Source organism: Occallatibacter savannae (assembly GCF_003131205.1).
In the GTDB taxonomy this organism is placed as follows: domain Bacteria; phylum Acidobacteriota; class Terriglobia; order Terriglobales; family Acidobacteriaceae; genus Telmatobacter; species Telmatobacter savannae.
The window spans coordinates 237,774-260,033 of sequence record NZ_QFFY01000004.1 but is presented as its reverse complement, the minus strand read 5'-3'; the positions used below and the strand labels follow the sequence as shown (position 1 = coordinate 260,033).

The following is a 22,260-nucleotide window of genomic DNA, read 5'->3' as shown; positions in this document are numbered from 1 at the left end:
CGGTTCCGTGAACTTGATGGTGGGGAATGTCAGGAGGCCGACGGCGGAGAGCTTGACTGGCTCAGGCGCATCGAGTTGGCGATGACGGAGGCGCTCGACAGGAGCATCGCGGCCGCGGCGACAATCGGCGTCAGAACTCCGGCGATGCCGAGCGTGAGCCCCGCGATGTTGTAGAAGAATGCCCAGAAGAGATTCTGCCGCACGATGCGAGTGGCTCTGGTCGAAAGCCGAAAGGTCTCATCGATGGCGCCGAGAGTGCCTCGGACTAACACGATTGGCGCGGCACTCATGGCGATGTCTGCACCGGTGCCGAGAGCTATACCGAGATCTGCCTGCGCCAGGGCAGGAGCATCGTTGACGCCATCGCCGATGACGGCAACCTTGCGGCCGCTACGCTGAAGGTCAGAGACGAGCAAGACTTTTTGATCGGGCGTAGCTTCGCCGACAAAGTCAGTGATCCCGAGTTCTGCCGCAATGGCTGCTGTGGTGGCTTTGGCGTCTCCCGACGCGAGCTTTACAGCAATGCCGCGCTTGCGGAGCATCTCGATGGCGTGAGGGGCTCCTTCTTTGATGCGATCTCCAAAGGCCAGCAGCCCCGCGAGTTCTCCTTCGAAGCCGAAGCACGAGACAGTGAGGCCAGCCTCTTGCCACCTGGATGCGATTGCGGCGAGTTGCGCATCGGACTCAGCACCCATCGCGGAAGCCAGCGCACTGCTCCCGACGAAGACGCGGCGGCCCTTGCACAAGGCAACGATTCCCTGCCCCTTTCGTACTTCAACGCCCGAGACATCGGCGGGCAACACGCCGTGCTCGCGCGCGAACTGTACCACCGCGCGGCCGACCAGATGCTCAGAGAGCAGTTCGACTCCCGCGAGGGCGGGCAGGAATTCAAGGAGGAACGCCTCTGCTGGATCTGCATGCTGCCCGGCGAACACAAAATCGAGCAGCCGAAATGCGCCGGTCGTGACGGTGCCGGTTTTGTCGAGGACAACGATGTCGACCTTGCTCATCGACTCCAGCACGCGGCTGTCGGAGATGAGGATCCCGCGCTGGGCCGCGGAGCCGAGAGCGGCCGTAATCGCAAGAGGAGTGGCAAGGCCCAGTGCGCAAGGACAGGCAATCACGAGAATCGAGATGGCGCGAAGCAGGGCAACCCCGACCGGAAGGTGCATGAGACTGAGGACCACGAATGTGGAGCACGCCAGCGCGATGATTACGGGGACGAATGTACGGGAGATGCGATCGACGGTACGCTCGATGGGAGCGCGGCTGCTCATGGCGTTCTCGACCATGCGGATGATTTGCGCCAGCGTGCTGTCGTTGCCGGTGCGCAGGGTGCGGACCCGGATGACGCCACCAGCGTTCAGGCTGCCCGAGATCACCTGATTCCCAACGTTCTTGCTGATGGGCGTGGACTCGCCGGTGAGAAGAGATTCGTCGGCTTGCGTCTCTCCTTCCTCAATGGTTCCGTCCGCCGGAATGCGTTCGCCGGCCTTGACGATGAAGACTGCGCCGGGCTGAAGCGCGTCGATTGAGACAAAGTGTTCCCTGCCGCTGTCGGCGATGCGCACCTTCTTCGGCATCAGTCGATAGAGCATCGCAATGGAGCGCATGGCGCGCTCTTTGGCTCCGCGCTCGATCAGTTTTCCGGCGAGCACCAGGGTGACAAGGGCTGCCGCGGTATCGAAGTAAAGGTGGGTGCGGCCGAGAATGGTTTGCGCGATGCTCAAGCCGTACGCTGCGAGGATGCCGAGCGAGAGAAGCACCTCCATGCGGATTTGCCGGTTCCATAGGCCGATGGCCGCAGAGCGCAAAATCGGGAGCGCGCAGTAGAAGATCATCGGCGTGGTCAGTGCGAAGAGCATCCAGGGGAGGATGCGGCTTGCGCTTGCCGAAATCTGCTCGAAGTAGCCGACGTAGAGGATGACGCTGAAGGCCATGATGTTGGCCCAGAGGAACGCCGAAACTCCGAGCCGCATGACCAGATCACGGATGTCGGCTTTCGCGGCGGAACTGTCTCCGGCAAACTCGGTTGCGCGGTATCCAAGCTTAGAGATTCGCGTGACGATGGTCTCTGCCGGGAGGTAGAGCGGGCAGTATTTGATCTTTGCCAGATCGGAAGCGAACAGAACCTCAGCAGAGACGATGCCAGGCAGCTTGTTCAATGCGTGCTCGATGAGCCAGCCGCAGGCGGAACACCACATGCCATTGATCTGAAGCAACACTTCAGCGGTCGGCGCTCTCGGGTCTATTTCGAGAGCAGGACTGTGTTCGGATACAGGATTGGAGATCAATCCAAGCTCAAGGCTGCGGCGAAACACTTCCGTGTCGCGAATGTCCTGGCCGCTCGCGATCACGCCGCTCTCGAGCAGGATGGCGTAGACGTTCGCGCACCCGATGCAGCAGAAGTCCAGCCTGTTCGCGTCGAATGTACGCGTGATGGCAGCCTTGTTGCAATCAAGTCCGCAGAGGCCGCAAGCTGTTGCGACGCTTGGCATCACTTCACCCGTTCAGCGGTCGATGGCAGGGGATGGCCTTGCTGATCGAGCATCACCGGGTTTGCGCGTTTCGTGGCGGCATAGACAAACACCAGAACAGCGCAGAAGAAGACCATGATGAAGCAGAGAAAGACGGTCAGCGGTGTGACAGAGCTGCGCCGAGGCTGCGCGATCTCGATCGATTGGCTCGGGTTCATCTACTTTTCCTCCAGTGCTGGACTGCTCTTCAAGAACTTCGAAATCTATAAGCGAACTTCTACCTGTTTGCGCCGGATGTCGGCGCCGGGTCCTGCGGCGCAAAGAACGTCTAAGAGAATTGCTGCCCAGTTTTGCCCGGCGTGACGTCTGCAAGTATCCTCATCCTGTTAATCCCGCCATGCAGCGACGAGGCGGGGGCAACTACATCGAAGTGCTGCTGAATGGTTTCGCCGGGCTCGAGTGTTCGGTGCTCCTCGATCTCCTCAACGGTCGCGTCTTTCAGCCCGGCGACAGAAAGGGAGATGCTCGCCGGAATGCGGCCTCGATTGGAAGCCAGCATCCGGAAGCGATTGTGAACCTTGCCATCCGCGGCAACGGAATAGAGCGTGATCCGGTCGGGCATGATGCGCAGCAAGACCGGCTGTCGGACACTGATTGCGATCGAGAGTCCTGTTGCATAGACCAGAAGCAATGCGAGGACCGCCACTCTCTTGCCGTCGCGCAGGCCGATGCGTCGGAACCAGTTTGCCGGGGCCTGGGTGTTTGACCCGGAATCGCCCCACGCGTACTGAATGACCGTGTGCGTGCCGAGTTTGCCGAGGATGCCGGAACACGCATCGATGCACTCGGCGCAATGCGTACATTCGAGCTGATGCGACGATTTGCGGATGTCAATGCCCATGGGGCACGCGCGCACGCATTTGTTGCACTTGATGCACTCCTCGTTGGGGTCGTGGAAGTGGACGAGGAGCGTGTGCTTGTCTTTGAGCATGTTCTGCAGGTAGCCGTATGGGCAGATTGCCGTGCAGAAGCGCTGACGCAGCAGGGCGAAGTCAAGAAAGGTGACCAGCGTGACGCTTGCGCCAACGATTCCGCCAGCTGTGCGAATGTCGAGACTCAGAAGACGGTGAAAGAGATCGATTGGCTGGACGAAGTAAGAGACGAAGACAAACGTGACGAAGATGGAGGCGGGCAGAAGTACGAGGCCGAAGAGAATGGCTGCGATAACGCGACGGAGCTGGGGGCCGGCGTTCGGCAGCCTCTTATTGACGAAGCGGATGATTGCCTTTTCGAGGTTGTTGGCAGTTTCGCTGAAGATCATTTGCGGGCAGAGATAGCCGCACCAGAAGCGTCCGTAGATCATGGCCATGGCGGCGATCAGGATCCACAGGAACATCAGGGTGAGAAACACGATGGAGAACTCGCTGATCCACAGCTCCGCGCCGAAGAAGTAGAAGCGCTGGCGCGGCAGATCGATGCGCATGATGTCAAACAGGGGCAGTGTGACGAAGATGCAGAAGCAGATCATCTGCACGGTTTTGCGCACGCGATGGTAGTGCGTACCCGGAATGATGATTCGCGGCTTCTTCGGCTTTTGCACCTGTATTGGCATGCTCATCTCAACCCATCAACCACTTACAACATGTGCATCATGTGGTGGTGTGTCATGGACCCGGCGAAGGCGCCACGGCCAATGAGCACCAGGCCCATGATCAATACGGTCAGGGCGGCGACGGTTGTGCCCCACCGCGCGACCTTTGTGGTCACCGCCGAAGATCCAATGCCGAGGACGACGAGTGCGACGCTGGTGCCGAGCGCGAACGCGAGCATGGTGAGTGCGCCTTGGACGGGAGAAGCAGTTCCGATAGCCTTCATCAGAGCTGCATAGATCAGCCCGCAGGGGAGAAAGCCCATCATCAGGCCGAGCGAAAACTTCGCCGAGGGTGTTGGCGAGGCGATCAGTTTGCCGGCGGGCCGAAGGAATCGCGCAGGCAGCGCGAAGCCGCGCCAATCCTGCAGGCCGGGGGCAAAGCCGAACATGGCGATCCCGGTGAGGACCATCGCCGTACCGGCGACGATCGCCGCGGCGTTCTGGAAGCCGGCAAGCTGACCGACCCAGCCCATCGCTCCACCTGCAAAGCCCGCAGCCATGCCAAGCAGCATGTAGGTGATGGACCGGCCGGCGTTATATGCGAGGTGCAAACCGAGAAACGACCTGCGGCCCTGCGCTGCGTTGGCGGCAACGCTGTAGCTCAGTACGATGGGTCCGCACATCTGTACGCAATGGAGGCTACTGACGAAGCCAAAGGTCAGCACGAGGGAGAGGTCGCCAGGATTCATGCTCAGCCTCGACTCTGAGCTGCCATGTCGGACTCGGCCGCGTACTTGAGCCGTGGGTTCCCGCCGGGTAGGCTGACACACTGGCGGCGGTAGTTGAAGCGCTGCATGGTAATCGCATGCGATGGGCAGCGCGCCGCGCACAGGCCGCAGCGGATGCAGATCGATTCGTCCTTGAGCAGAACTCCGCCAAGCGCCTTGAGTTCTTCCGTCGCTACCTTGTCAAGCTCCGGGGGCGGCACGCCGAGCAGACCAGCGACGTATTCGCGACCCTCGCCGGTTGTGCACAGCTCGTCGAGGCCGGTGAGGCGAATGAGATTCTCGGGGCAGACATCGACGCAGCCGGTGCAGGCAACGCAGATGGTCGTCTCGAAAACCGTGTTTACATTGCAGCGAAGACAACGTGCAGCCTGCTCGCGCGCGGCATCGGCCGGAAAGACGTCCTCGATGACCTGAAGCGAGTTGGCGCGCTCGCGGGCTGCCGCCACCGGCGGGTGAGCGCGGCGAAGCTGATCCCAGCCTTCGCGCATGGTGTAGGAGGCCTTCTCCCATGACGACTGGACCACTTCCTGCGTATGCGTTCCGCGCAGATAGTCGTGCATCGAGCGCGCCGCGATCTGCGCGGAGCGGATAGCGTGGATAAAGAGCCGCGGCCCGTGCGCGATGTCGCCGCAGGCGAAGACGTCGGGTGCCGTGGTTTGATACGTCTGCGGATCGACCTTGATGAGACCTCGAAGCGATTCGACCCCGTCCTCAGGCTGCAGAAACGAGAGGTCGGAGGATTGACCAATCGAAAAGATGATCGTGTCAGCGGGAATGACCTCGACGTTGCCTTCATCGAAGGTCGGGCTGAATCGACCATTCGCGTCGAAGACAGCGGTGCACTCGACGGTGCGAAGTCCTGCAACCTTGCCGTTCTCGCCAACGATCCCGCGCGGTCCGCGCGAGTTGTGCAGGATCAGGCCTTCTTCAGCCCCTTCGGTGACTTCGATCTCGTCGGCGGGCATTTCTGAGCGCTTTTCGAGACAGACGACATGCACTTCCTTGTCGTCGCTGAGGCGCATCGCAGAGCGGGCGACATCGTAGGCGACCGATTCGCCGCGTTCCATGTCGGCAACCGTCTCGTGCTTCTCGAGAGCTTCGAGCGGACGCACCGCGGAGCGCGCCACGTCGTAAGCGACGTTGCCGCCGCCGATGACGATGATGCGTTTGCCGACAGGAAGAGGACTGCCCTCGTTGAAGGCACGGAGAAAATCCATGCCATCGTACACGCCGGCAAGATCGGCTCCCGGGAGGTCAAGCTTGCGGCCCTTCGGCAACCCGACGCCCAGGAAGACCGCTTTGTATCCCTGGGCCCTTAACTCCGCGATGCTGAAATCGCGACCGAGACGCTGGTTGCACTTGAGCTCAACGCCGAGGGAGAGAATCGCATTGATCTCAGCCATCACCAGATCGCGCGGCAGGCGGAATACCGGCACTCCGGCAGTGAGCATTCCGCCAGGCGTGGAATGTGCTTCGAAGACAGTGACCTTGTAGCCCAGGATGGCGAGATCGTGCGCTACGGTCATGCCGGCGACGCCGGCTCCGATGATCGCGACCGCTTCGTAATCGCCTCGATTGGGCGGCAGCATCTCGCGATTGCAGCCGGCTACGTAATGGGAGACATCGCCGGACTCGGGCCCGTACTGACTGGTCACAAATCGCTTGAGAGCGCGAATGGAGACTGGCTGATCGAGACTGCCGCGGCGGCAGTTCGCCTCACACGGCGCGCCGCAAACGCGTCCGCAGATCGAGGCAAACGGATTGGTCGCGCGCGCGATACGGTAGGCATCTTCGTCGCGGCCTAGGGCGATGGCGTTCACATATCCGCACGCATCGGTGTGCACGGGACAGGCGTCCTGGCACTTGACCATCTCCATCCAGTACCCTGCCCCGCCAATCAGCCCAAATTGTCCGTTTGCTTCCGCCATCTCTTCCCTTTGTTCCCTAGTGATCGCTCTTCTTGTAGACAAACGCGAGCAGCACCACGACGTATGCGGCGATCAAGGCCATCACCACATACATGAAGGTGTTCGCATTTCCCGTCACCGCGTTCAACTCCTGCACGAGGGTTCCGCGCGTGGAGTGAGTAATCTCCCCGTTCATATAGACGAAGAGGTAAACGGCGCAAGCAAGGAGGATGATGGGGTAGGCGAGCTTGAGGAAGCCCGGGATGCCTGTGCCCTTTCGTTCCGTAATCCACCCATCGGCGTATTCGGTGAGCTCCGGTTTCTGTTCTTCGGTCATAAGGTTCTCCGCGAGTTCGTTGGTAGATCGCCTTCGTCATCCTGCATCATGCGAAACTTCGGCTCTTCGCTGTCGCTTCCCAGATACCCGTCGCGCAGCGAACGCACGAAGAAGAACACTGCACCGCCCGCAAGCAGGAAGAACAGGAAGTACGAGAAGTAAACGCTGGCGTAGGTTGCGTCTGTCATGGCTGCGCCTCACTTCTCGTAATCGTTGTCAGGACGCCAGTCCTTGGCGCGGCCGCGTGTCTGCAGGTAAGCGACGAGATCATCAAGTTCCTGCGGATTGTCCGCGATCCACGGGAATGGCGGCATGATGGAGCCGGGCACCAGGTCCCGCGGATTGCGGAAGTGCGCCGCGTGCCATTGCTTGTTGTACTTGCCGCCTACGCGCGCGAGGTCGGGTCCGGTACGCTTTGTCCCGAAGGTCTGGCGCCAGTCGTAAACGAACTCGTCGGGAGTGGAAACAGGCGCATCGACGCCCTTCCACCCTGAGCGCTTCACGTCGCTCGCCAGCGTGCGCACCTGCTGCGTGTGGCAATATTTGCAGCCCTCGCGAACATAGATGTGATAGCCGCGCATCTCCTGTTCGGTGTAGCCGACGAGCTTGCCGGTGGGCCCCTTCGCCGGATCGCTGTTCTTGAAGGGCTTGTTCCAGCTCTTGTCGAGCAGCGGCGGAGCGACGGTGGTGAGCAAGCCGCCAATAAAGAAGAGGCCAAGAGCCGCCACCACGAAACCTGTTGCGTTCGAATCAGTTTTCTGCAGCATACGATCTCCCTCCGCCTAAGCCTTTACCGCAACCGGCTGCGGAATGGCTTGTCGTTGTCCAGCGCCGATCGCTGTCGAGATGATGTTGAACATGAAGAGCACAATTCCGCCGAAGATCATGATTCCCGAGAGGAACCGAACCATCCACACAGGCTTCAGCGCGACCACTGTATCGATGAACGGGATCGCCGGGTTGTTCCACTGCCACCCTTGCCAGAAGCCGCCCAGCCAGAGTGCGGTGAACATGCCCAGGCCGCCGATGAGGAACAGCCAGAAGCTCCAGTTCGCGAGAGTTTCGGAGTGCAGGGTGGTCTTGAACACACGCGGAATCACGTAGTACACGCCCGCCATGGCCATGAAGGAGAAGGTGCCGAGGACGGCCATATGCGCGTGACCTGGTATCCAGTCGGTTTTGGAAACGATGGCGTTGACCGAGCGCAGACTGTGCATTGGTCCCTGGAAGCAGGTGAGCAGATAGAACACCGTGCCTGACATGAGGAATTTGAGCGAGACGTTATCGCCAAGCTGATGCCACTGGCCCTTCATCGTGGCGATGAAGTTGTAGACCACGGCCCAAACCGGGATCAGCAGCATGACCGAGAAGACAATCGAAATCGTCTGAAGCCATTGCGAGATCGGACCGTGGATCATGTGGTGAGCACCCGTCCACACATAAACGAACGCGAGCGACCAGAAGCCGATCATCGACAGTTTGTGGCTGAACAGGGGTGTGTTGGATGCGCGCGGAATGAAGTAGTAGGCCACCGCGAGACCCGCCGGCGTGAAGATGAGTCCCACTGCGTTGTGCGTGTACATCCAGGTCAGGTTTGCCTGGTTCACGCCTGTGATACCAGGCAGCAGTGTGGCGAAGTTGCCGGTGAGATAGACGAACGCCGTCCAGAGAATGGTGCCCATCAGGTACCAGGTGGAGACGTACATCTGCTGGTACTTCCGCGTGGCGATGGTGCCGAAGATATTGACGCCGAACATCACCCAGGCGATCACAACCAGCACCGCAACCGGCGTGGGCAGATCGGCATACTCCAGGCCCTTCTGATATCCGCCCAGCAGAGAGACGATGGCACTGACGATGATGATGTTCCAGAGGATCGACGTCGCGACGCCGAGCTTCTCGCTCCAGAGCCTGACGCCGCACAGCCGGGGAACGATGTAGTAGGCCAGTCCCATGTCTGCCGCGAGCAGCCAGCCGAAGAGCATCCCGTTCACATGCAGGGGCCGCATGCGGCCGTAGGTGAAGTAGGAGATGGTGCCCAGAAACTCCGGCCACACGAATTTGGCCGCAATGATCAGAGCGATTACTCCTACGATCGCGAAGTATCCGACTGCGCCCAGCAGAAACATCTTCACCGTGGTGTCCTGGTGGATGTCCTGCCCTGCGGCCACTGGGGCAGATGCAAGGGTTGGTTGTACTGCCATTCCTTCCTCCCGGAGTGGTCGCCCACTCTCGCTGCTGCTCACTTACTCGATTGGTTGAGACTACGAATGAAATTCACGATGTCGCCCACGTCGCTTTGCGACAAGCCGTAATCGATCCACGAAGGCATCGCTGTTCCGTCTACACCGTACTCGATGGACTCGAAGAGACGCCGGTCGGAGACGCTCTGCACGAAAGCTGCGTTGGTCAGGTTGCGCGGACGCGGCGTGATGTCGATGGAATTCGGCCCGTGTCCGTCGGCTTTGCGGCCGTGGCATCCGGTGCACCGCTGCAGGAAGATGGTCTCGCCACGATGGATGGAATCCGCCGACATCGCAACGGGATTTGTATCGGGCAGCTTGCGAGCCTTGATCTGGCGGGGCTTCTCTTTCACATACTGTGCCCACACGTAGTCAAGAACCCCCTGGATCTGCGCGTCCGTCAGCGTCTTGCCCCACGGCGGCATGGAGGTTCCGGAGACTCCGTTCTGGATCGAGGCAACAAGCCGCGTTCTTGGCTTCGTCGCCATGAACTCTGCGCGGGTCAGGTCGCGTGGGGCCGGATCGAGGTAGATCGCGTTCGACCCTTTGCCGTTGCCCTTTTCACCGTGGCAGCGCGCGCAGAGCGACTCATAGGTCTGGGCGGGCGTCATCGCAGGCAATGCGGAGGTGCGTGTCATCAGGTAGGCGGACATGTCTTGGAAGTCCTGCTCTGGAAGCGCGAAGGCAGGCATATTGGAGTCCGTGATGCGCGATCGCGGATTGCGGAAGTGATCCATCAGCCACGCCGGGTCGCGCAATAGACCCTCGTGTGTGAGGTCCGGTGAGATGCCTCCATCGTGATCGTCAAGCTTGTGGCACGAGAGACATGCGTAACCGTTGATCAGCTGCTCTCCGCGCGCTACCGATGTCTTCGCCGCGGTAATCGCGGTCTGGACCTCCGCCACGCTGTCCGGCACGGGCGTGACCGTGCTGGTTTCGCGCGCGTATTGCTCGACGGGAGATTCCGACGGGCTGGTTCCGCGACGGCTCTTCAGGAAGATGACGAGAGCCTTCTTGTCATCGTCGCTGAGCTTGAACTGCGGCATGACCGAAGTGGGGGTGTACGCACGCGGATCGACAATGTGCCCCCACAGATAGTCGAGCTTGCGCTCTTTGCCTACCTCAGTCAGATCCGGCCCGATCGTTCCCGACGACACACCCTGGATGCGGTGACACCCGAAACATCCTTCTTTGAAGAAAAGCTCGCGCCCGCGCGCGACCAGCGCCGTGCCCGCAAAGTTCTTTTCCTTGTGGCACTGCGCGCAATTCGCCTGCATGAAGTCCGCGCCATGCAGGTGCCCGGCGATCTCCCTCTTCCAGTTGGCTTGCACGGTATAGCCGAGCATCGGCGTCGGCCAGTATTCATCCTCGCCGTGTGCGTCCGCCTTGGTGAGGCCGCGGCCCTGGCCGTCGTGGCAGGAGGTGCAGCCGAATTCGGAGAACTTGTGCTTGCGCTCCCAGTGTCCGTCTTTGTAGACGTCGCCCATCGCCGCTGAATACGGATGAGTCCTGACCGGTTCTTTGCCGGACGCAAAACGCGGATCGTCTGATGCGATGTGACAGCTTTCGCAGCGCTCGACACGAGAAGCTCCGAAACCGGTAACGATGGTCTGCTCGATCTTGGGGGATTTCACGTCAAGCGAAGCGCGCTCGGCGTCGGTCTTCGCCTGCGCTTTCGCCTCCGCGAAATAGGCCTTCTGGTGATTTTGCCAAGTTGCCTGTGTCTCCTTGTAGACCAGGGCGCCTGATCCCACCAGCACTACGAGACTCACCACGGCTAATGCCAGTCGCATACCTCAATCTCCTCAGAACGGAGACACGAACTGCCAGTTCGCGCCGCGGAAGAACGTGCCAATCACAATCAAATAAATATTCACGAGAACGAAGAGCAGGAAGACCGAGTTCGCCAGGATGCGCTGCCGTGCAAACCAGCGGCCCACGCCCTCTCTGCCGCGATCGATGTACGGGATCAACAGAAGAAGTAGAACTTCAATGCCCGGGACGCCGATGCCGCCCCAGAATGCCGAATAGCTGACCTGCTCCTGCAGTCCGAGAAAGTACCAGGGCGCTTTGGCAGGGTTTGGCGGATGCATTACGTTGACGGGCTGCTCAAGCGGTGCATTGAAGAAGAACGAGACCAGCATCACGCCGGCGATGGTGAGCAGCAGAACGAAGAGCTCGGCGACGAGCAGGTTGGGCCAGCTGAAAACCGTGTCCTCCTCGAGCTTGCCGACCTTGACGAGCGGCCCGCGCACCAAGCCCTGAATCGTGAACCGGCGCGCAGGGGCGACGATCGCCGCGGATGCGGTGGCCATCACGGGAGCTGGCTCTTCCTGAATCTCGACCTCGACTGGGATGCGCTTTGGAGCAGCTTCCGCTTCCGGCTTCGCCAGCCCGCCGTCTTTGCGAATGCGCCAGAAGTGAACAGCGACGAAGATGGTCAGAATCAGCGGCAGCACGACGACGTGCAGCACGTAGAAGCGAAGCAGCGCCTCCTGTCCGACTGTGGCGTCGCCAAGAAGGATGAACTTGATTGCTTTGCCGACGAACGGAGCGTATCCAGCGATGGAGGTGCCAACTGTGATAGCCCAGAACGCCAGCTGATCCCAGGGCAGCAGGTATCCGGTGAAGCTGGAGAGTAGCGTGAGACCGAAGAGACAGACGCCGATCACCCAGTTGAATTCGCGCGGCGGCTTGTAGGAGCCGGTGAAGAACACACGGCACATGTGCAGAAACACGCAAGCCACCATGCCGTGTGCAGCCCAGCGATGCATGTTGCGCAGGATCACGCCGAAGGCAACCGAGCTGCGCAAGTCGAGCATGCGCTCGTAGGCCTGCGTTGTCGACGGCACGTAGTAGAACATCAGCAGAACGCCGGTCGCCGTGAGGATGACGAAGAGAAAGAAGCTGATCAGCCCCAGGCCCATGGTGTACGAGGGGCGCAGCGCCTGGCGGCTGACGCGCACGGGCTGAATGTGCAGAAAGAAGTTGGTGAAGCTCGTCGCTGCCCGTCCGCGGTCGGACGAAGGCAGCGGATTGCGAAAGACGGAGCGCACGATATTCGCCGGCAGCTCCATCACGCTCTTGCCTATGGAATTCGGTTCTTTGCTCATACGCTCAGATAGGTACCTGTCTGAATTTCGCTGTCCTTATCCACTTCCAGTTCCCCGCTCGGGGTGAGCGACACTGCATACCACGCAAGCGCTTTGGGAGCCGGGCCGCCGGTGACGTTTCCGTCTACATCGAAGCGCGATCCATGACACGGGCACTGGAAGCCCGTCGCGGACGGCGAAACGATGCAGCCCAGATGGGTGCAGGTGGTGGAGATGGCCGCGACCTTGTTTCCTTCGCGGACGATGCACACGCGCTTGGGATCGATGGCGATGCGCGACCCAGGCGGAAACTCCTCGGGCCTGCCGATCTTGAAGCGATTCGGCTGACCGTAGGTGGTGCGCGGACGGATAAAGAAGAAGGTCGCGAGAGAGCCCAGAACTGCCGATCCCGCGATTCCCACCCCGCTCAGCCATCCCAGGAACCGACGCCGCCCGATCTCCGGCTCAGTTGACTTCGTTTCCGTTGCCGCTACTGCCATCCTTCTGCTCCTGAACTTGGTTTTCCTCGGTACTGCCCGGAATGAATATCTCCCGGTCCGACCAAAACACCTGGTACTTCACGTCTTCGAAGCTCTGAAACTGGTGGTTCCGCACTGCCCAAATGAAGAGGAGCAGGGCTCCGCTCCCCATGAGCAAACTGGCCGCAATGGCGATCCACGTCAGATCCATGTGCTGGGGCGGGCCCCAGGCGCAATCCGCTGGCGGATCACGCAAATGAGGCGCGAACCTCCCCTTACGAGGTTGAAGAATCCAGCTTTTGGACTATTTCAATCCAAATTCCCACGAACGTGGCAACAGTATTGGCTTCGGCAAAGGCCGGTCTGTGATGGGGATTACATACCTTTGTGACGGCTGAGGCGGGGCCAAACTACCAGGGCGGCGCCCGCCAATGCAGCAACGCCGGCGATCAGAACCTCTCGGGCGAGCGGCTCTGATCGCCTTTCGCCAAGCCCGTCACATCGCCTGGTTGAGCACGCGGTTGAGGCGCTGCACGAAGCTGACCGGATCTTTCAGCGGCACCCCTTCAAGCAGAAGGGCCTGATCGAAGAGCAGCCATGCGGCGTCCTGCACCTTGTCCGCGCCGGGGTCGGCCAGCAGCTTTTTGATGATCTCGTGATCGGGATTGATCTCGAGAACCGGCTTCAGCTCCGGCATGCCTTTCTGGCCCATGGCCTCCATCATGTGGCGCATGCGCGCTGACGGTTCGTCTTCGTCGGAGACGATCACAGAGGGACTGTCGGCAAGGCGCGAGGACGGACGCACTTCTTTCACGGCGTCCCCGAGCGCCGCGCTGATCTTCTCGAGCAGCGGCTTGAGCTCCTCGGCCTTCTGCGGTGCATCCTCGTCTTTCAGGTCCTCTGACGTCGACGACTTGTTCACCGCCTTCAGCTCCAGGTCGCCATACTTGCCGACCGACGAGAAGACGACCTCGTCGATGTCGTCGTCGAGGATGAGAACTTCGATGTCCTTCTTCTTGTAGATCTCAAGCAAAGGCGAGCTGCGCAGCACCGAATCGGAGCCACCGGTGATGTAGTAGAGCGCCTTCTGCTCCGGCTTGATCCGCGCTTTCGCATCCGCCAGAGACGTAAACCCATCCACCTTCGTCGACTTGAACCGGATCAGGTCGAGCAGCAACTCGCGATTGGCGTAGTCGCTGTACAGACCTTCCTTCAGGGGCCGGTTGTACTCCTCAATAAACTTGAGATACTTCTCCGGATCGCTTGAAGAGACGGCCTTCAGCTCCGAGAGGATCTTCTTGACGCTCGCCGTCCGGATGCTGGTGAGAACCTTGTTCTGCTGCAGGATCTCGCGCGAGACGTTCAGCGGCAGGTCTTCTGAGTCGATGACGCCCCGGACAAAGCGAAGGTATTGCGGCAGGAGCTCACGCGAGTCGTCCATGATGAACACGCGCTTCACGTAGAGCTTGATGCCGCCCTTATAGTCCGCCTGGTACAGGTCGAGCGGAGCCTTCGCCGGAATGTAGAAGAGCGTCGTGTATTCGAGCGTGCCCTCGGCGCGGGTATGGAACCAGAAGAGCGGGTCTTCCCAATCGCCGGTGATCGCTTTGTAGAATTCCTTGTAATCCTCTTCCTTCAATTCAGACTTGGGCCGCTGCCACATGGCGCTGGCGGCGTTGATCTGCTCGGTAACGCGGGTCTTCGTTGACTCCTTCTTTTCGGCATTCCACTCGCTCTTGTCGTAGGTGAGGAAGATAGGGAACGCGATGTGGTTGGAGTACTTTTTGACGATCTCCTGCAGGCGCCAGCTATTGGCGTACTGCGCGCCTTCGTCGTTGAAGTGAATGAGGACCGATGTGCCGGCGCTGGTACGCGCCTCAGCGCCGGACACCTCCTCGATCTCGAAGCCGGTCTTGCCGTCGCTCGTCCACTTGAAGGTCTTCTCCTCTCCGGCTTTGCGTGTGGTGACCTCGACCTTTGAAGCCACCATGAATACGGAGTAGAAGCCCACGCCGAACTGGCCGATGAGGTTGGAATCTTTCCGGGCATCGCCGGAGAGGTTGGCAAGAAAGTTCTTGGTTCCGGAGCGCGCAATGGTCCCGAGATGCGATATCAGGTCTTCCTCATTCATCCCGATACCGGTATCGGAGATGGTGAGGGTCTTGTGCTCTTCGTCCAGCGCGAGATCGATGCGCGGCGATTCGATACCGCTGCCGACCAGGGCCTTGTACTTTTCCTCGGTGAGCGTGAGGTAGCGCAGCTTGTCCAGGGCGTCGGAGGAGTTGGAGATGAGTTCGCGGAGAAAGATCTCCGGATGCGAGTACAGCGAATGAACGATGAGGTGGAGAAGTTGATCGACTTCAGTCTGAAATTGCTGTTTCGACATAGCTCTTCCATTTTACAAATGGCGAAGCGGTCGAAGCGATGCGTCAGCGCTGGGCCAGCAGTGCCTGCGATTGGGTGCCCTGCCCGAGCCAGCGCTCTGGATCAGCAGTCTCGGTCAGGCGGCCGTCTGCCATGGCGACAATGCGGCTGCTGATGGCAGCGACCGATCGAAGATCGTGCGAGATATAGAGGATGGCCATGCCGAACCGTCTGTTCAGGGTGGAGAACAGCTCGAGGACCTCCGACTGTGTGACGGCGTCGAGAGCGCTGGTGGGCTCGTCCGCAATGAGCAACAAAGGCTTGTGCAGAACCGCCATCGCGATGAGCACGCGCTGCGCCTGCCCAACACTCAGCTCCGAAGGATACTTCTGAAGAGTCTCGCGCGAGGCGTCGAGGCTGACGTTCTCGAGCGCCGTCCCAATAGCACGCCGGCACTCCAGGGATGAGCCGCTGCAGTGCGCAAGCCACGATTCTTCAAGCTGCGCGCAGATGCGCAACGCGGGATTGAGGGACGCAATCGGGCTCTGCAGCACCAGTGCGATGCTCTTGCCCCGTACCTTGCGCATCTCGCTCTTCCTAAGCCCCATCAGATCGCGGCCATTGAAGCGGATGCCGCCCCGCACAGTTCCGTTTTTCATGTGGAGGAGCCTGGGGATAGCCAGCGCGAGCGTGCTCTTGCCGCAGCCGCTTTGACCCACCAATCCCAGGATCTCGCCGTGCTCGACATCAAGCGAGAGATCCCGCAGAACCTCATTTCGTCCGGCGTAACCAGCCGATATCTGAAGTGAGAGCAGAGGTGCGGCGCTCATTGAGGTCTCCTCGGTTGCGTCGCGAACGCGAGCTGTTCGATGTTCCAGTAGACCTGCGGCCTCAGGCCGACCGGGTGAGCATTGCGCAGGTTGGGAGAGACTGCGGAAAGCGCATGCTTGTTGACCAGGTAGATGAAGGGTTCCTGCTCCCAGACAAGCTGCTGCACGCGATCGATGTCCCGCTTCCGTTTGGCCGGGTCGAGCGAGGATGCCTGCTCGCGCATGAGGCGGTCGATCTCTGTTTCCCATGCGGTGGCGGGCTGCTTCTGGTTGGGATTCCACTGGTGGTTGTCCGCTGAACTGAGCCACACGCTCATCTGCGCGTTGGGGTCGAGCTCGTCGTTGACGAACCCCAGAAGACAGCTCTCGTAGTTAAAGCTTCGCGTGATGCGCTCGATCAGGGATGGAAAATCGAGCGTAACGATATTGAGACGAATACCGATGGCGCGCAGATCCTGCTGGATCACGGAAGCCATTCGCTCGCGATCCTTGTTGCCGGCGTTGGTGATGACGGAGAACTCGACGGCGTGGCCGGTGCGGTCGCGAAGCGTATCTCCCTGCAAGCGAAATCCATCCAGCTCGAGCTCGCGCAGAGCCAGCTTTACATCATAGGCGTGCGGCTTGAGCTTCTGGTTGAACCAGATCTTGTTCGCGGGCGAGATCAAGCTGACGGCCGGCTGCGCATAACCGTGGAAGACCAGGCGCGCGATATCGTCGCGATGGATGGCCGATGAAACCGCGCGCCGGAAGTGCGTCGAAGTGAACCAGGCTTTCTTGTAGTCGGGCAACGGCGACGTTGGGACCTGGTTGAACCAGATCTGCTCAGAGTCGAGAGAGACGCCGGCGTCGAACGCCATTGAGGGTGCCTGGCCTTTGAGCAAATCGAAGCTTTCGGCATTGAGCGAATTCACCAGGTCGATTTCGCCGCGCGTCAGGCGAAGCAATTCCCTGTCCCGGTTCTGCTGGATGTCGAGACGGATGGAATCGATGTAGGGGAGCTGCCTGCCGGCAGAATCGTGCTTCCAGTAATTCGGATTGCGTTTCAGCAGCAGTGTGCTGCCGGCCTTGTTATCGGCGACATAGTACGGACCGAGAACGGCCATGTATTTCTGTGGCGATTGCGCCGAGATGATCGCTACCTGATCGAAGAGCCGGTCAAGCCCAATGACGGGGCCTGGGAACGTGATGGTCAGATGATACGGGTCGGTGATCTTCGTTGCGACTTTGCCCGGAGTGGAACGAAACGAATCTCCGGTGGGCGAATGCAGGTCAGGATCCATCAGCCGCTCGACCGTGAAAGCAACATCCGTGGCCGAGAAAGGCGTGCCGTCCGAGAAGCGGACGTTAGGGCGCAGAGTGAAGCTGATGGCATCGCCGGCCTTATTGATGCGCCACGCTGTCGCCAGTTCACCGACCGGCTGCTGCGTATTGCGATCGAGGCGAATGAGCACGCCGCCGGTGAGATAGCGAATGGTCTCCGATGCGTCGTCATCGACGGCAAGCGGATTGAACGTCTTCGGTTGCGAGGAAAGACAGAAACGCATCTCACTCTGCGCGTAAGCACCGGCAGAGAGAGCAGACGCAACGAGAGCGCAGATCAGGAACAGCCCTTTGCGCCTCATGCCTCACTCTCCTTTCGTTCGATTGCGAGATGGAAGCAGCTGACCGTGGCAATCAGCAGGAGGATCGGGGCGAATTGCCACGGCCTTCCTGATGTAGCCGCGAGACCCTGCAGCTCCTGAAGCAAGCCTCCCCAGGAAGGAAGCGGCTCTGCCACGCCGAGGCCCAGGATGCCCAGGTTGGCTTCGGCCAGAATGAAGACGGGAATGGATATCCAGAACTGCGCCATCAGTACGGGCCGGAGGTTGGGAAGAAATTGGCGCCGGAAGATACAGGCTTCGCTGCAGCCGGCGGCACGTGCGTGCAGGATGAAGTCCGATTCGATAAGGCGGCGGGCATCCGCGCACACCACGCGCGCCGCTGCAGGCCAGCCGAGGAGCCCAAGCACGGCGAAGGTGATGACGACCGAAGCGGCGGGTCCGGTGTTCAACGGGAGCATGGCTCGAACCGTGATCAGCAGAAACATCCACGGCATCGCCATGCTCAGATCGGTGGCCGCCATAAGCGTGCGCTGGACTTTGCCTCCGATGTATCCGGCGACGCCCCCGATCAGGGCCGCTAGCAATGTAGAGATCAGCGCTGCCGCTGGCGCAAGCAGAAGCGAGACACGCGTGCCAAAGAGCAGGCGTGAGAAGCGATCCCTGCCGAGCGCGTCCGTTCCTAGCCAGTGATGCGTCGAGCAGGCCGCGTTGGAAACTTCGCGGAACTGAAAGTCATACGAAGCCGGCGCGAAGACACCTGCAAGCAGAGATGCAAGCACGACAATCGCCAGGAACGCGAGAGCCGCTCTTCTGAGCCGTTTCATGCAGCCTCCAGCGGCTTTCGGCCGCCGAACAGATCGGCTACCGAGTTCGCCAGCAGAGTGATGGCGGTCAGCATGAGCGTGATGATTACGAGGAGGTTGAGATCGCGGCCGAGAGCGGCATTCCACGCCAACTGCCCGAGCCCCGGGATATCGCAAACCACCTCAACCGGAATGGCGGCTGCGAAGACAAGGCTGATGCTGATTCCTCCGAGGGCAATCAGCTGAGGGAGCGCGGGCGCGATGATGTGGCGGAGGAGTATGCGAGTTGGGGTGACTCCTTTTGCGGTTGCTGTGATCACGTGCGGCATCGCGGCGCTGCGCGCGAGCAGCTTGCGCGAGTACTCAAAGACCTTCGGCAGCACGACAAGTCCGAGCACAAGGCGCCCCGGAACCTGCCAGAGAATGCAGAGCAGCGCCAGCACACCTGCCGGAATGCAGAGCATGCTTGACGCAAGCAGATTTGCGCTGAGCTTGATAGCGGCCGAACGCGTCATCACGGCGGCGATCGCGAGCGGCAGCCCGAGACCCCACCCGATCAGAACGCCCGTGGCGGCAGACGTGAGCGTTTCAGGAGATCTCTGGCGGATTAATTCTGTGACCGGCGCCTGGAGCGAGCGAGCAGTCCCAAGATCCCCGTGCAGCAGTCGATTCCAGTAGCCAACGTAGAAGTTCAGCAGGCCGCCGTCGTTGTTTTGCGCTTTGAGTGCTTCTCGGCTCTCCGCATTGAGCCTGCTGTCGAGTTCCTCTTCGCTCACACCGTACCCCGGGGAGTAGCGAACAAGCGTGGCGCATAGAAAGCCGCCGATGAGGAGCAGGACGACGAGCCTGGCGCAGAGGGCGACGGCCGCTGCTCCGATGCGTTTGGCTGCGGCTCGGCCCGACGGAACGCTGGTAGCCGAATGCGAAGGTGCGTGGTGCGACTTCGTGCGGGTTATCAGAAGCGCTTGCGAAGCCGCCGCGTCAATAGGCGAGGACGACATGGCACTCCTCGTCGGGATCCTCCGACGGATTCTTGGGGCTTGTCTCGATGTCAGCGCCTTCGATCTCCTCATAGTGCATGCGCTTTGCGGCATACATGCGGCGATCAGCCTCGGCGAGCAGCTGCTCGGCATTTAAGCCATCATCGGGGAAGAAAGCCGTTCCAGAACTCAACGAGAGGAAGTCCGCGCCGCACGTTTCGATGCCGGCGCTTCGGGCCAGGGCATTCAGCACAATTACCCGCTCTTCGAATGCTGCCTGCGTCATATTGGGAGCCACGATCACAAATTCATCGCCGCCCATGCGCGCCACGTAGTCATAGTGACGGCAGACTCTCAACAGCGAGGCCGCAAACGTCTTCAGCACCTTGTCGCCGGTCAAATGTCCGTAACGATCGTTCACCTGTTTGAATCCATCCAAGTCGCAAACGATAACGGCTGCGCCGGTCTTCTCTCGCGCACAGCGGTCCAGTTCCTGTTCCAGGTGCATGGAGAGAGCACGGGCATTCGCCATTCCAGTCAGGTAGTCGACTGTGGCAGACGACTCCGCCTCTCTGAACTTCAGTGCGTTCTCGATGAAAATTGCAACGCGGGACGTGATGACCTGGAGGATGCGCAGGTGGTCGTTGGTGAACGAATCAGGCGTCTCCTGGTAGAGAGCCAGCACACCTACGAGACCCGTCACTCCTTCAAGCGGAACGGCAAGCGCCGACTTGAGACCCTTTACCAAAGGCTCATCGTCTGCCAGTCCCAGCTCGACGGCCGGATTGCCATTCACGATGGGCCGCACATTTCCAGCTACCCATCCACAGAGGCCGGAGCCAACAGGAATTTTGAGAGAGTAAAGCGCGCGATAAAAGCTTCCGCTCACAAACTCCGGCTCGAGCACATTTTCCTTGCGCAGGAAGACCACGATGGAGTCGTGAGGCACCAGCTTGCGCAAGCGCATTGCAACGAGCGACAGAGTCTCTTCAAGGCGAAGCGAATGGCCCAGGTCCTGGCTCAGCTCAAACAGAGTGTGAGCCTCTTGCCGAGCTGAAGCAATCGAAGCGAGGAAGTCGCCGGGATCGTCAGCACTGCTCTCGCTCTTCTCGAAGCCGTTCCCCGGCATCAGGCCGCGCTCTACGGACAGCCCGATGCTCAGAGAGTCCTGCGTCTCGCTGTCCGAAGCGATCGCGAGCTGTTCGAGCTCAAGATATTTGCGCTCCAGAACGTCGACTACGTCCGGATCGAATGCCTTGCCGGAGTCGTCGCGGATGATCTGAATCGCCTCTTCGATCGGCACGCTCTTGCGGTACTGGCGATCGGACGCGAGCGCGTCGAGACAATCGACCGCTGACAGAATCCTCGCTCCAATCGGAATCTCGGCGCCCTTCAATCCATGCGGATATCCCTGGCCGTTCCACTTCTCGTGATGTGCGCGCACGATGGGAGCGACGGGATATGGGAAGGCGACCTTCTCGATGATCTCCGCGCCCACGACGGGATGGATCTTCATCTTTTCGAACTCTTCAGGCGTGAGGCGTCCAGGCTTGTTGATGATGTGGTCGGGCACTGCCAGCTTGCCGATGTCGTGCAACAAGGCAGCGGCGCGCAGCGCATCCAGTTCCGACTCGGACAGGCCCATCTCGCGGCCGATTCCAATCGCATACGTGCGCACGCGATTGAGATGGCGGTGCGTTGAGTGATCCTTGGCTTCGATCGCCAGCGCGAGCCCTTCGATGGTGCGAAGGTGCAGCGCGCATACCTCTTCGACGTGCCGCCTCTCGGCTTCCACATGCTCGGCTTCGAGTTCGGCTCGCTTCTTCTCTTCCTCAAGGCGGCCGAGGTAGAGGTAATACGTACGGAAGATCCAATACATCACGGGAACGCTCAGGAGCGCGTTTTCCCATCCGACATATCGATCGCACAGGCTCAGCAGCCCGGCAAGAGCTGCGCCAAAGAGATAGTAGGGGAAAGTCCAGAAATAGGTTGCCGACCAGATCTCGCGAATGCTGCTCTTCTGGCTCAGCCCGATGACGAGCGAGAGCGGGAGCGTATTCATCAGGAAGTAAGAGGAGGCGATCGCGAACAGCATGACGGGCATGCTGCTGTGCAGAACTTTGTCCAGCTGGTGATGTACGAACTCGGTGACCCAAATGGCGTTCGCCGTCATGCCGAGAACGTTGAAAACGATCTTGATCGGATCCGGCCTCTGCTGCGTCTTCCAGAAGCTCTGAAGCACCGCCGCAGCGCACCCGATGACCATGGTCTCAGGGGGGGACAGCTCCAGCACTCCGAGAAGGATAAAGAGGAAGTGCACGGACATGGTGCTGTCGATGCCTGGCAACTTGACCTTCATCGTGGCCGCCAGCATGGCGATCACGAAATAGCACGCGAACTTGAGCAGATCGTCCGACTGCCAATGATGAAGATAGTTCGCCACAGCCATGGAGCCCAGCATGGCTGAGATGGCGACGAAGAATATAGTCCGTTTAGGAAGTCCCGAGCCCATTTAGCCCTCTTGCCCCTGATCGATCCCGCTTGTGCCGGCTGCTAACGACCGGCGAAGATCAGGGCTGGATTCCGCCGACGCATTCTCGGCCTGGAGATGACCTATCAGCGGCGTTTGACTGGACATCATGACACCCGGTGTTCAGCGGCACATCCCTCACCGGTCGTGATTCTTGCTTATCGTACACTCGCAGTAATCGTTGTCTTTAATACTTCCGTGTGCGCATCTCTTCCGCTTAGGTAACGGTGGTAAGTCA

Annotated in this window: 19 protein-coding genes; all 19 read right to left on the bottom strand. The window is 60.2% G+C overall.

Going from position 1 to position 22,260, the window contains the following annotated elements; all coding sequences use genetic code 11:
- Nucleotides 1–29: 29 nt before the first annotated feature.
- The 19 genes from DHV10_RS16080 to DHV10_RS15990 all read right to left on the bottom strand — a co-directional run bounded on the left by DHV10_RS16080 (nt 30) and on the right by DHV10_RS15990 (nt 22,004).
- Nucleotides 30–2,498, bottom strand: a complete 2,469-nt coding sequence (locus DHV10_RS16080; RefSeq protein WP_109487401.1) for a heavy metal translocating P-type ATPase — start codon at nt 2,496–2,498, stop codon at nt 30–32.
- Nucleotides 2,498–2,695 carry a hypothetical protein gene (locus DHV10_RS16075; protein WP_109487400.1) on the bottom strand — a complete coding sequence of 66 codons (198 nt, stop codon included), beginning with the start codon at nt 2,693–2,695 and terminating at the stop codon, nt 2,498–2,500. The genes DHV10_RS16080 and DHV10_RS16075 overlap by 1 nt, the downstream gene beginning before the upstream one ends.
- Before the next feature lie 110 nt (nt 2,696–2,805).
- Nucleotides 2,806–4,089, bottom strand: a complete 1,284-nt coding sequence (locus tag DHV10_RS16070) for a 4Fe-4S dicluster domain-containing protein (protein WP_162601590.1) — start codon at nt 4,087–4,089, stop codon at nt 2,806–2,808.
- A gap of 23 nt (nt 4,090–4,112) precedes the next feature.
- Nucleotides 4,113–4,817, bottom strand: coding sequence for a sulfite exporter TauE/SafE family protein (locus tag DHV10_RS16065; protein ID WP_109487398.1), 705 nt, complete (start codon nt 4,815–4,817; stop codon nt 4,113–4,115).
- Between the two features lie 2 nt (nt 4,818–4,819).
- Entirely contained in the window at nt 4,820–6,784 is a 1,965-nt protein-coding gene (locus tag DHV10_RS16060; RefSeq protein WP_109487397.1) for an FAD-dependent oxidoreductase, read from the bottom strand.
- A gap of 16 nt (nt 6,785–6,800) precedes the next feature.
- Nucleotides 6,801–7,100, bottom strand: a complete 300-nt coding sequence (locus tag DHV10_RS16055) for a hypothetical protein (RefSeq protein ID WP_109487396.1) — start codon at nt 7,098–7,100, stop codon at nt 6,801–6,803.
- The gene (locus tag DHV10_RS16050) at nt 7,097–7,288 is read right to left on the bottom strand and encodes a hypothetical protein (RefSeq protein ID WP_109487395.1); all 192 of its coding nucleotides are present in this window, start codon (nt 7,286–7,288) and stop codon (nt 7,097–7,099) included. The genes DHV10_RS16055 and DHV10_RS16050 overlap by 4 nt, the downstream gene beginning before the upstream one ends.
- 9 nt (nt 7,289–7,297) lie before the next feature.
- Complete coding sequence (locus tag DHV10_RS16045; RefSeq protein ID WP_109487394.1) at nt 7,298–7,867, bottom strand: cbb3-type cytochrome c oxidase subunit II; 570 nt, start codon at nt 7,865–7,867, stop codon at nt 7,298–7,300.
- 15 nt (nt 7,868–7,882) lie between these two features.
- The gene (locus tag DHV10_RS16040) at nt 7,883–9,304 is read right to left on the bottom strand and encodes a cbb3-type cytochrome c oxidase subunit I (RefSeq protein WP_109487393.1); all 1,422 of its coding nucleotides are present in this window, start codon (nt 9,302–9,304) and stop codon (nt 7,883–7,885) included.
- 38 nt (nt 9,305–9,342) lie between these two features.
- A complete protein-coding gene (locus DHV10_RS16035; protein WP_109487392.1) occupies nt 9,343–11,136 on the bottom strand; it encodes a c-type cytochrome in 1,794 nt (597 codons plus the stop codon).
- 12 nt (nt 11,137–11,148) lie between these two features.
- A complete protein-coding gene (locus DHV10_RS16030) occupies nt 11,149–12,456 on the bottom strand; it encodes a cytochrome b N-terminal domain-containing protein (RefSeq protein WP_109487391.1) in 1,308 nt (435 codons plus the stop codon).
- Nucleotides 12,453–12,935: a QcrA and Rieske domain-containing protein gene (locus tag DHV10_RS16025; protein ID WP_109487390.1), complete on the bottom strand. Its 483-nt coding sequence runs from the start codon at nt 12,933–12,935 to the stop codon at nt 12,453–12,455. Before DHV10_RS16025 ends, DHV10_RS16030 begins: the two co-directional genes overlap by 4 nt.
- Nucleotides 12,901–13,170, bottom strand: a complete 270-nt coding sequence (gene ccoS / locus DHV10_RS16020; RefSeq protein WP_162601589.1) for a cbb3-type cytochrome oxidase assembly protein CcoS — start codon at nt 13,168–13,170, stop codon at nt 12,901–12,903. The genes DHV10_RS16025 and ccoS overlap by 35 nt, the downstream gene beginning before the upstream one ends.
- A 240-nt stretch (nt 13,171–13,410) precedes the next feature.
- Entirely contained in the window at nt 13,411–15,300 is a 1,890-nt protein-coding gene (htpG, locus tag DHV10_RS16015) for a molecular chaperone HtpG (protein WP_109487389.1), read from the bottom strand.
- 43 nt (nt 15,301–15,343) lie between these two features.
- Nucleotides 15,344–16,108, bottom strand: coding sequence for an ATP-binding cassette domain-containing protein (locus tag DHV10_RS16010; protein WP_162601588.1), 765 nt, complete (start codon nt 16,106–16,108; stop codon nt 15,344–15,346).
- A complete protein-coding gene (locus DHV10_RS16005; protein ID WP_109487387.1) occupies nt 16,105–17,730 on the bottom strand; it encodes an ABC transporter substrate-binding protein in 1,626 nt (541 codons plus the stop codon). Before DHV10_RS16005 ends, DHV10_RS16010 begins: the two co-directional genes overlap by 4 nt.
- Nucleotides 17,727–18,533, bottom strand: a complete 807-nt coding sequence (locus DHV10_RS16000; protein ID WP_109487386.1) for an ABC transporter permease — start codon at nt 18,531–18,533, stop codon at nt 17,727–17,729. Before DHV10_RS16000 ends, DHV10_RS16005 begins: the two co-directional genes overlap by 4 nt.
- A complete protein-coding gene (locus DHV10_RS15995; protein WP_162601587.1) occupies nt 18,530–19,513 on the bottom strand; it encodes an ABC transporter permease in 984 nt (327 codons plus the stop codon). Before DHV10_RS15995 ends, DHV10_RS16000 begins: the two co-directional genes overlap by 4 nt.
- Nucleotides 19,494–22,004 carry a sensor domain-containing diguanylate cyclase/phosphohydrolase gene (locus DHV10_RS15990; RefSeq protein WP_109487384.1) on the bottom strand — a complete coding sequence of 837 codons (2,511 nt, stop codon included), beginning with the start codon at nt 22,002–22,004 and terminating at the stop codon, nt 19,494–19,496. The genes DHV10_RS15995 and DHV10_RS15990 overlap by 20 nt, the downstream gene beginning before the upstream one ends.
- Nucleotides 22,005–22,260 lie beyond the last annotated feature (256 nt).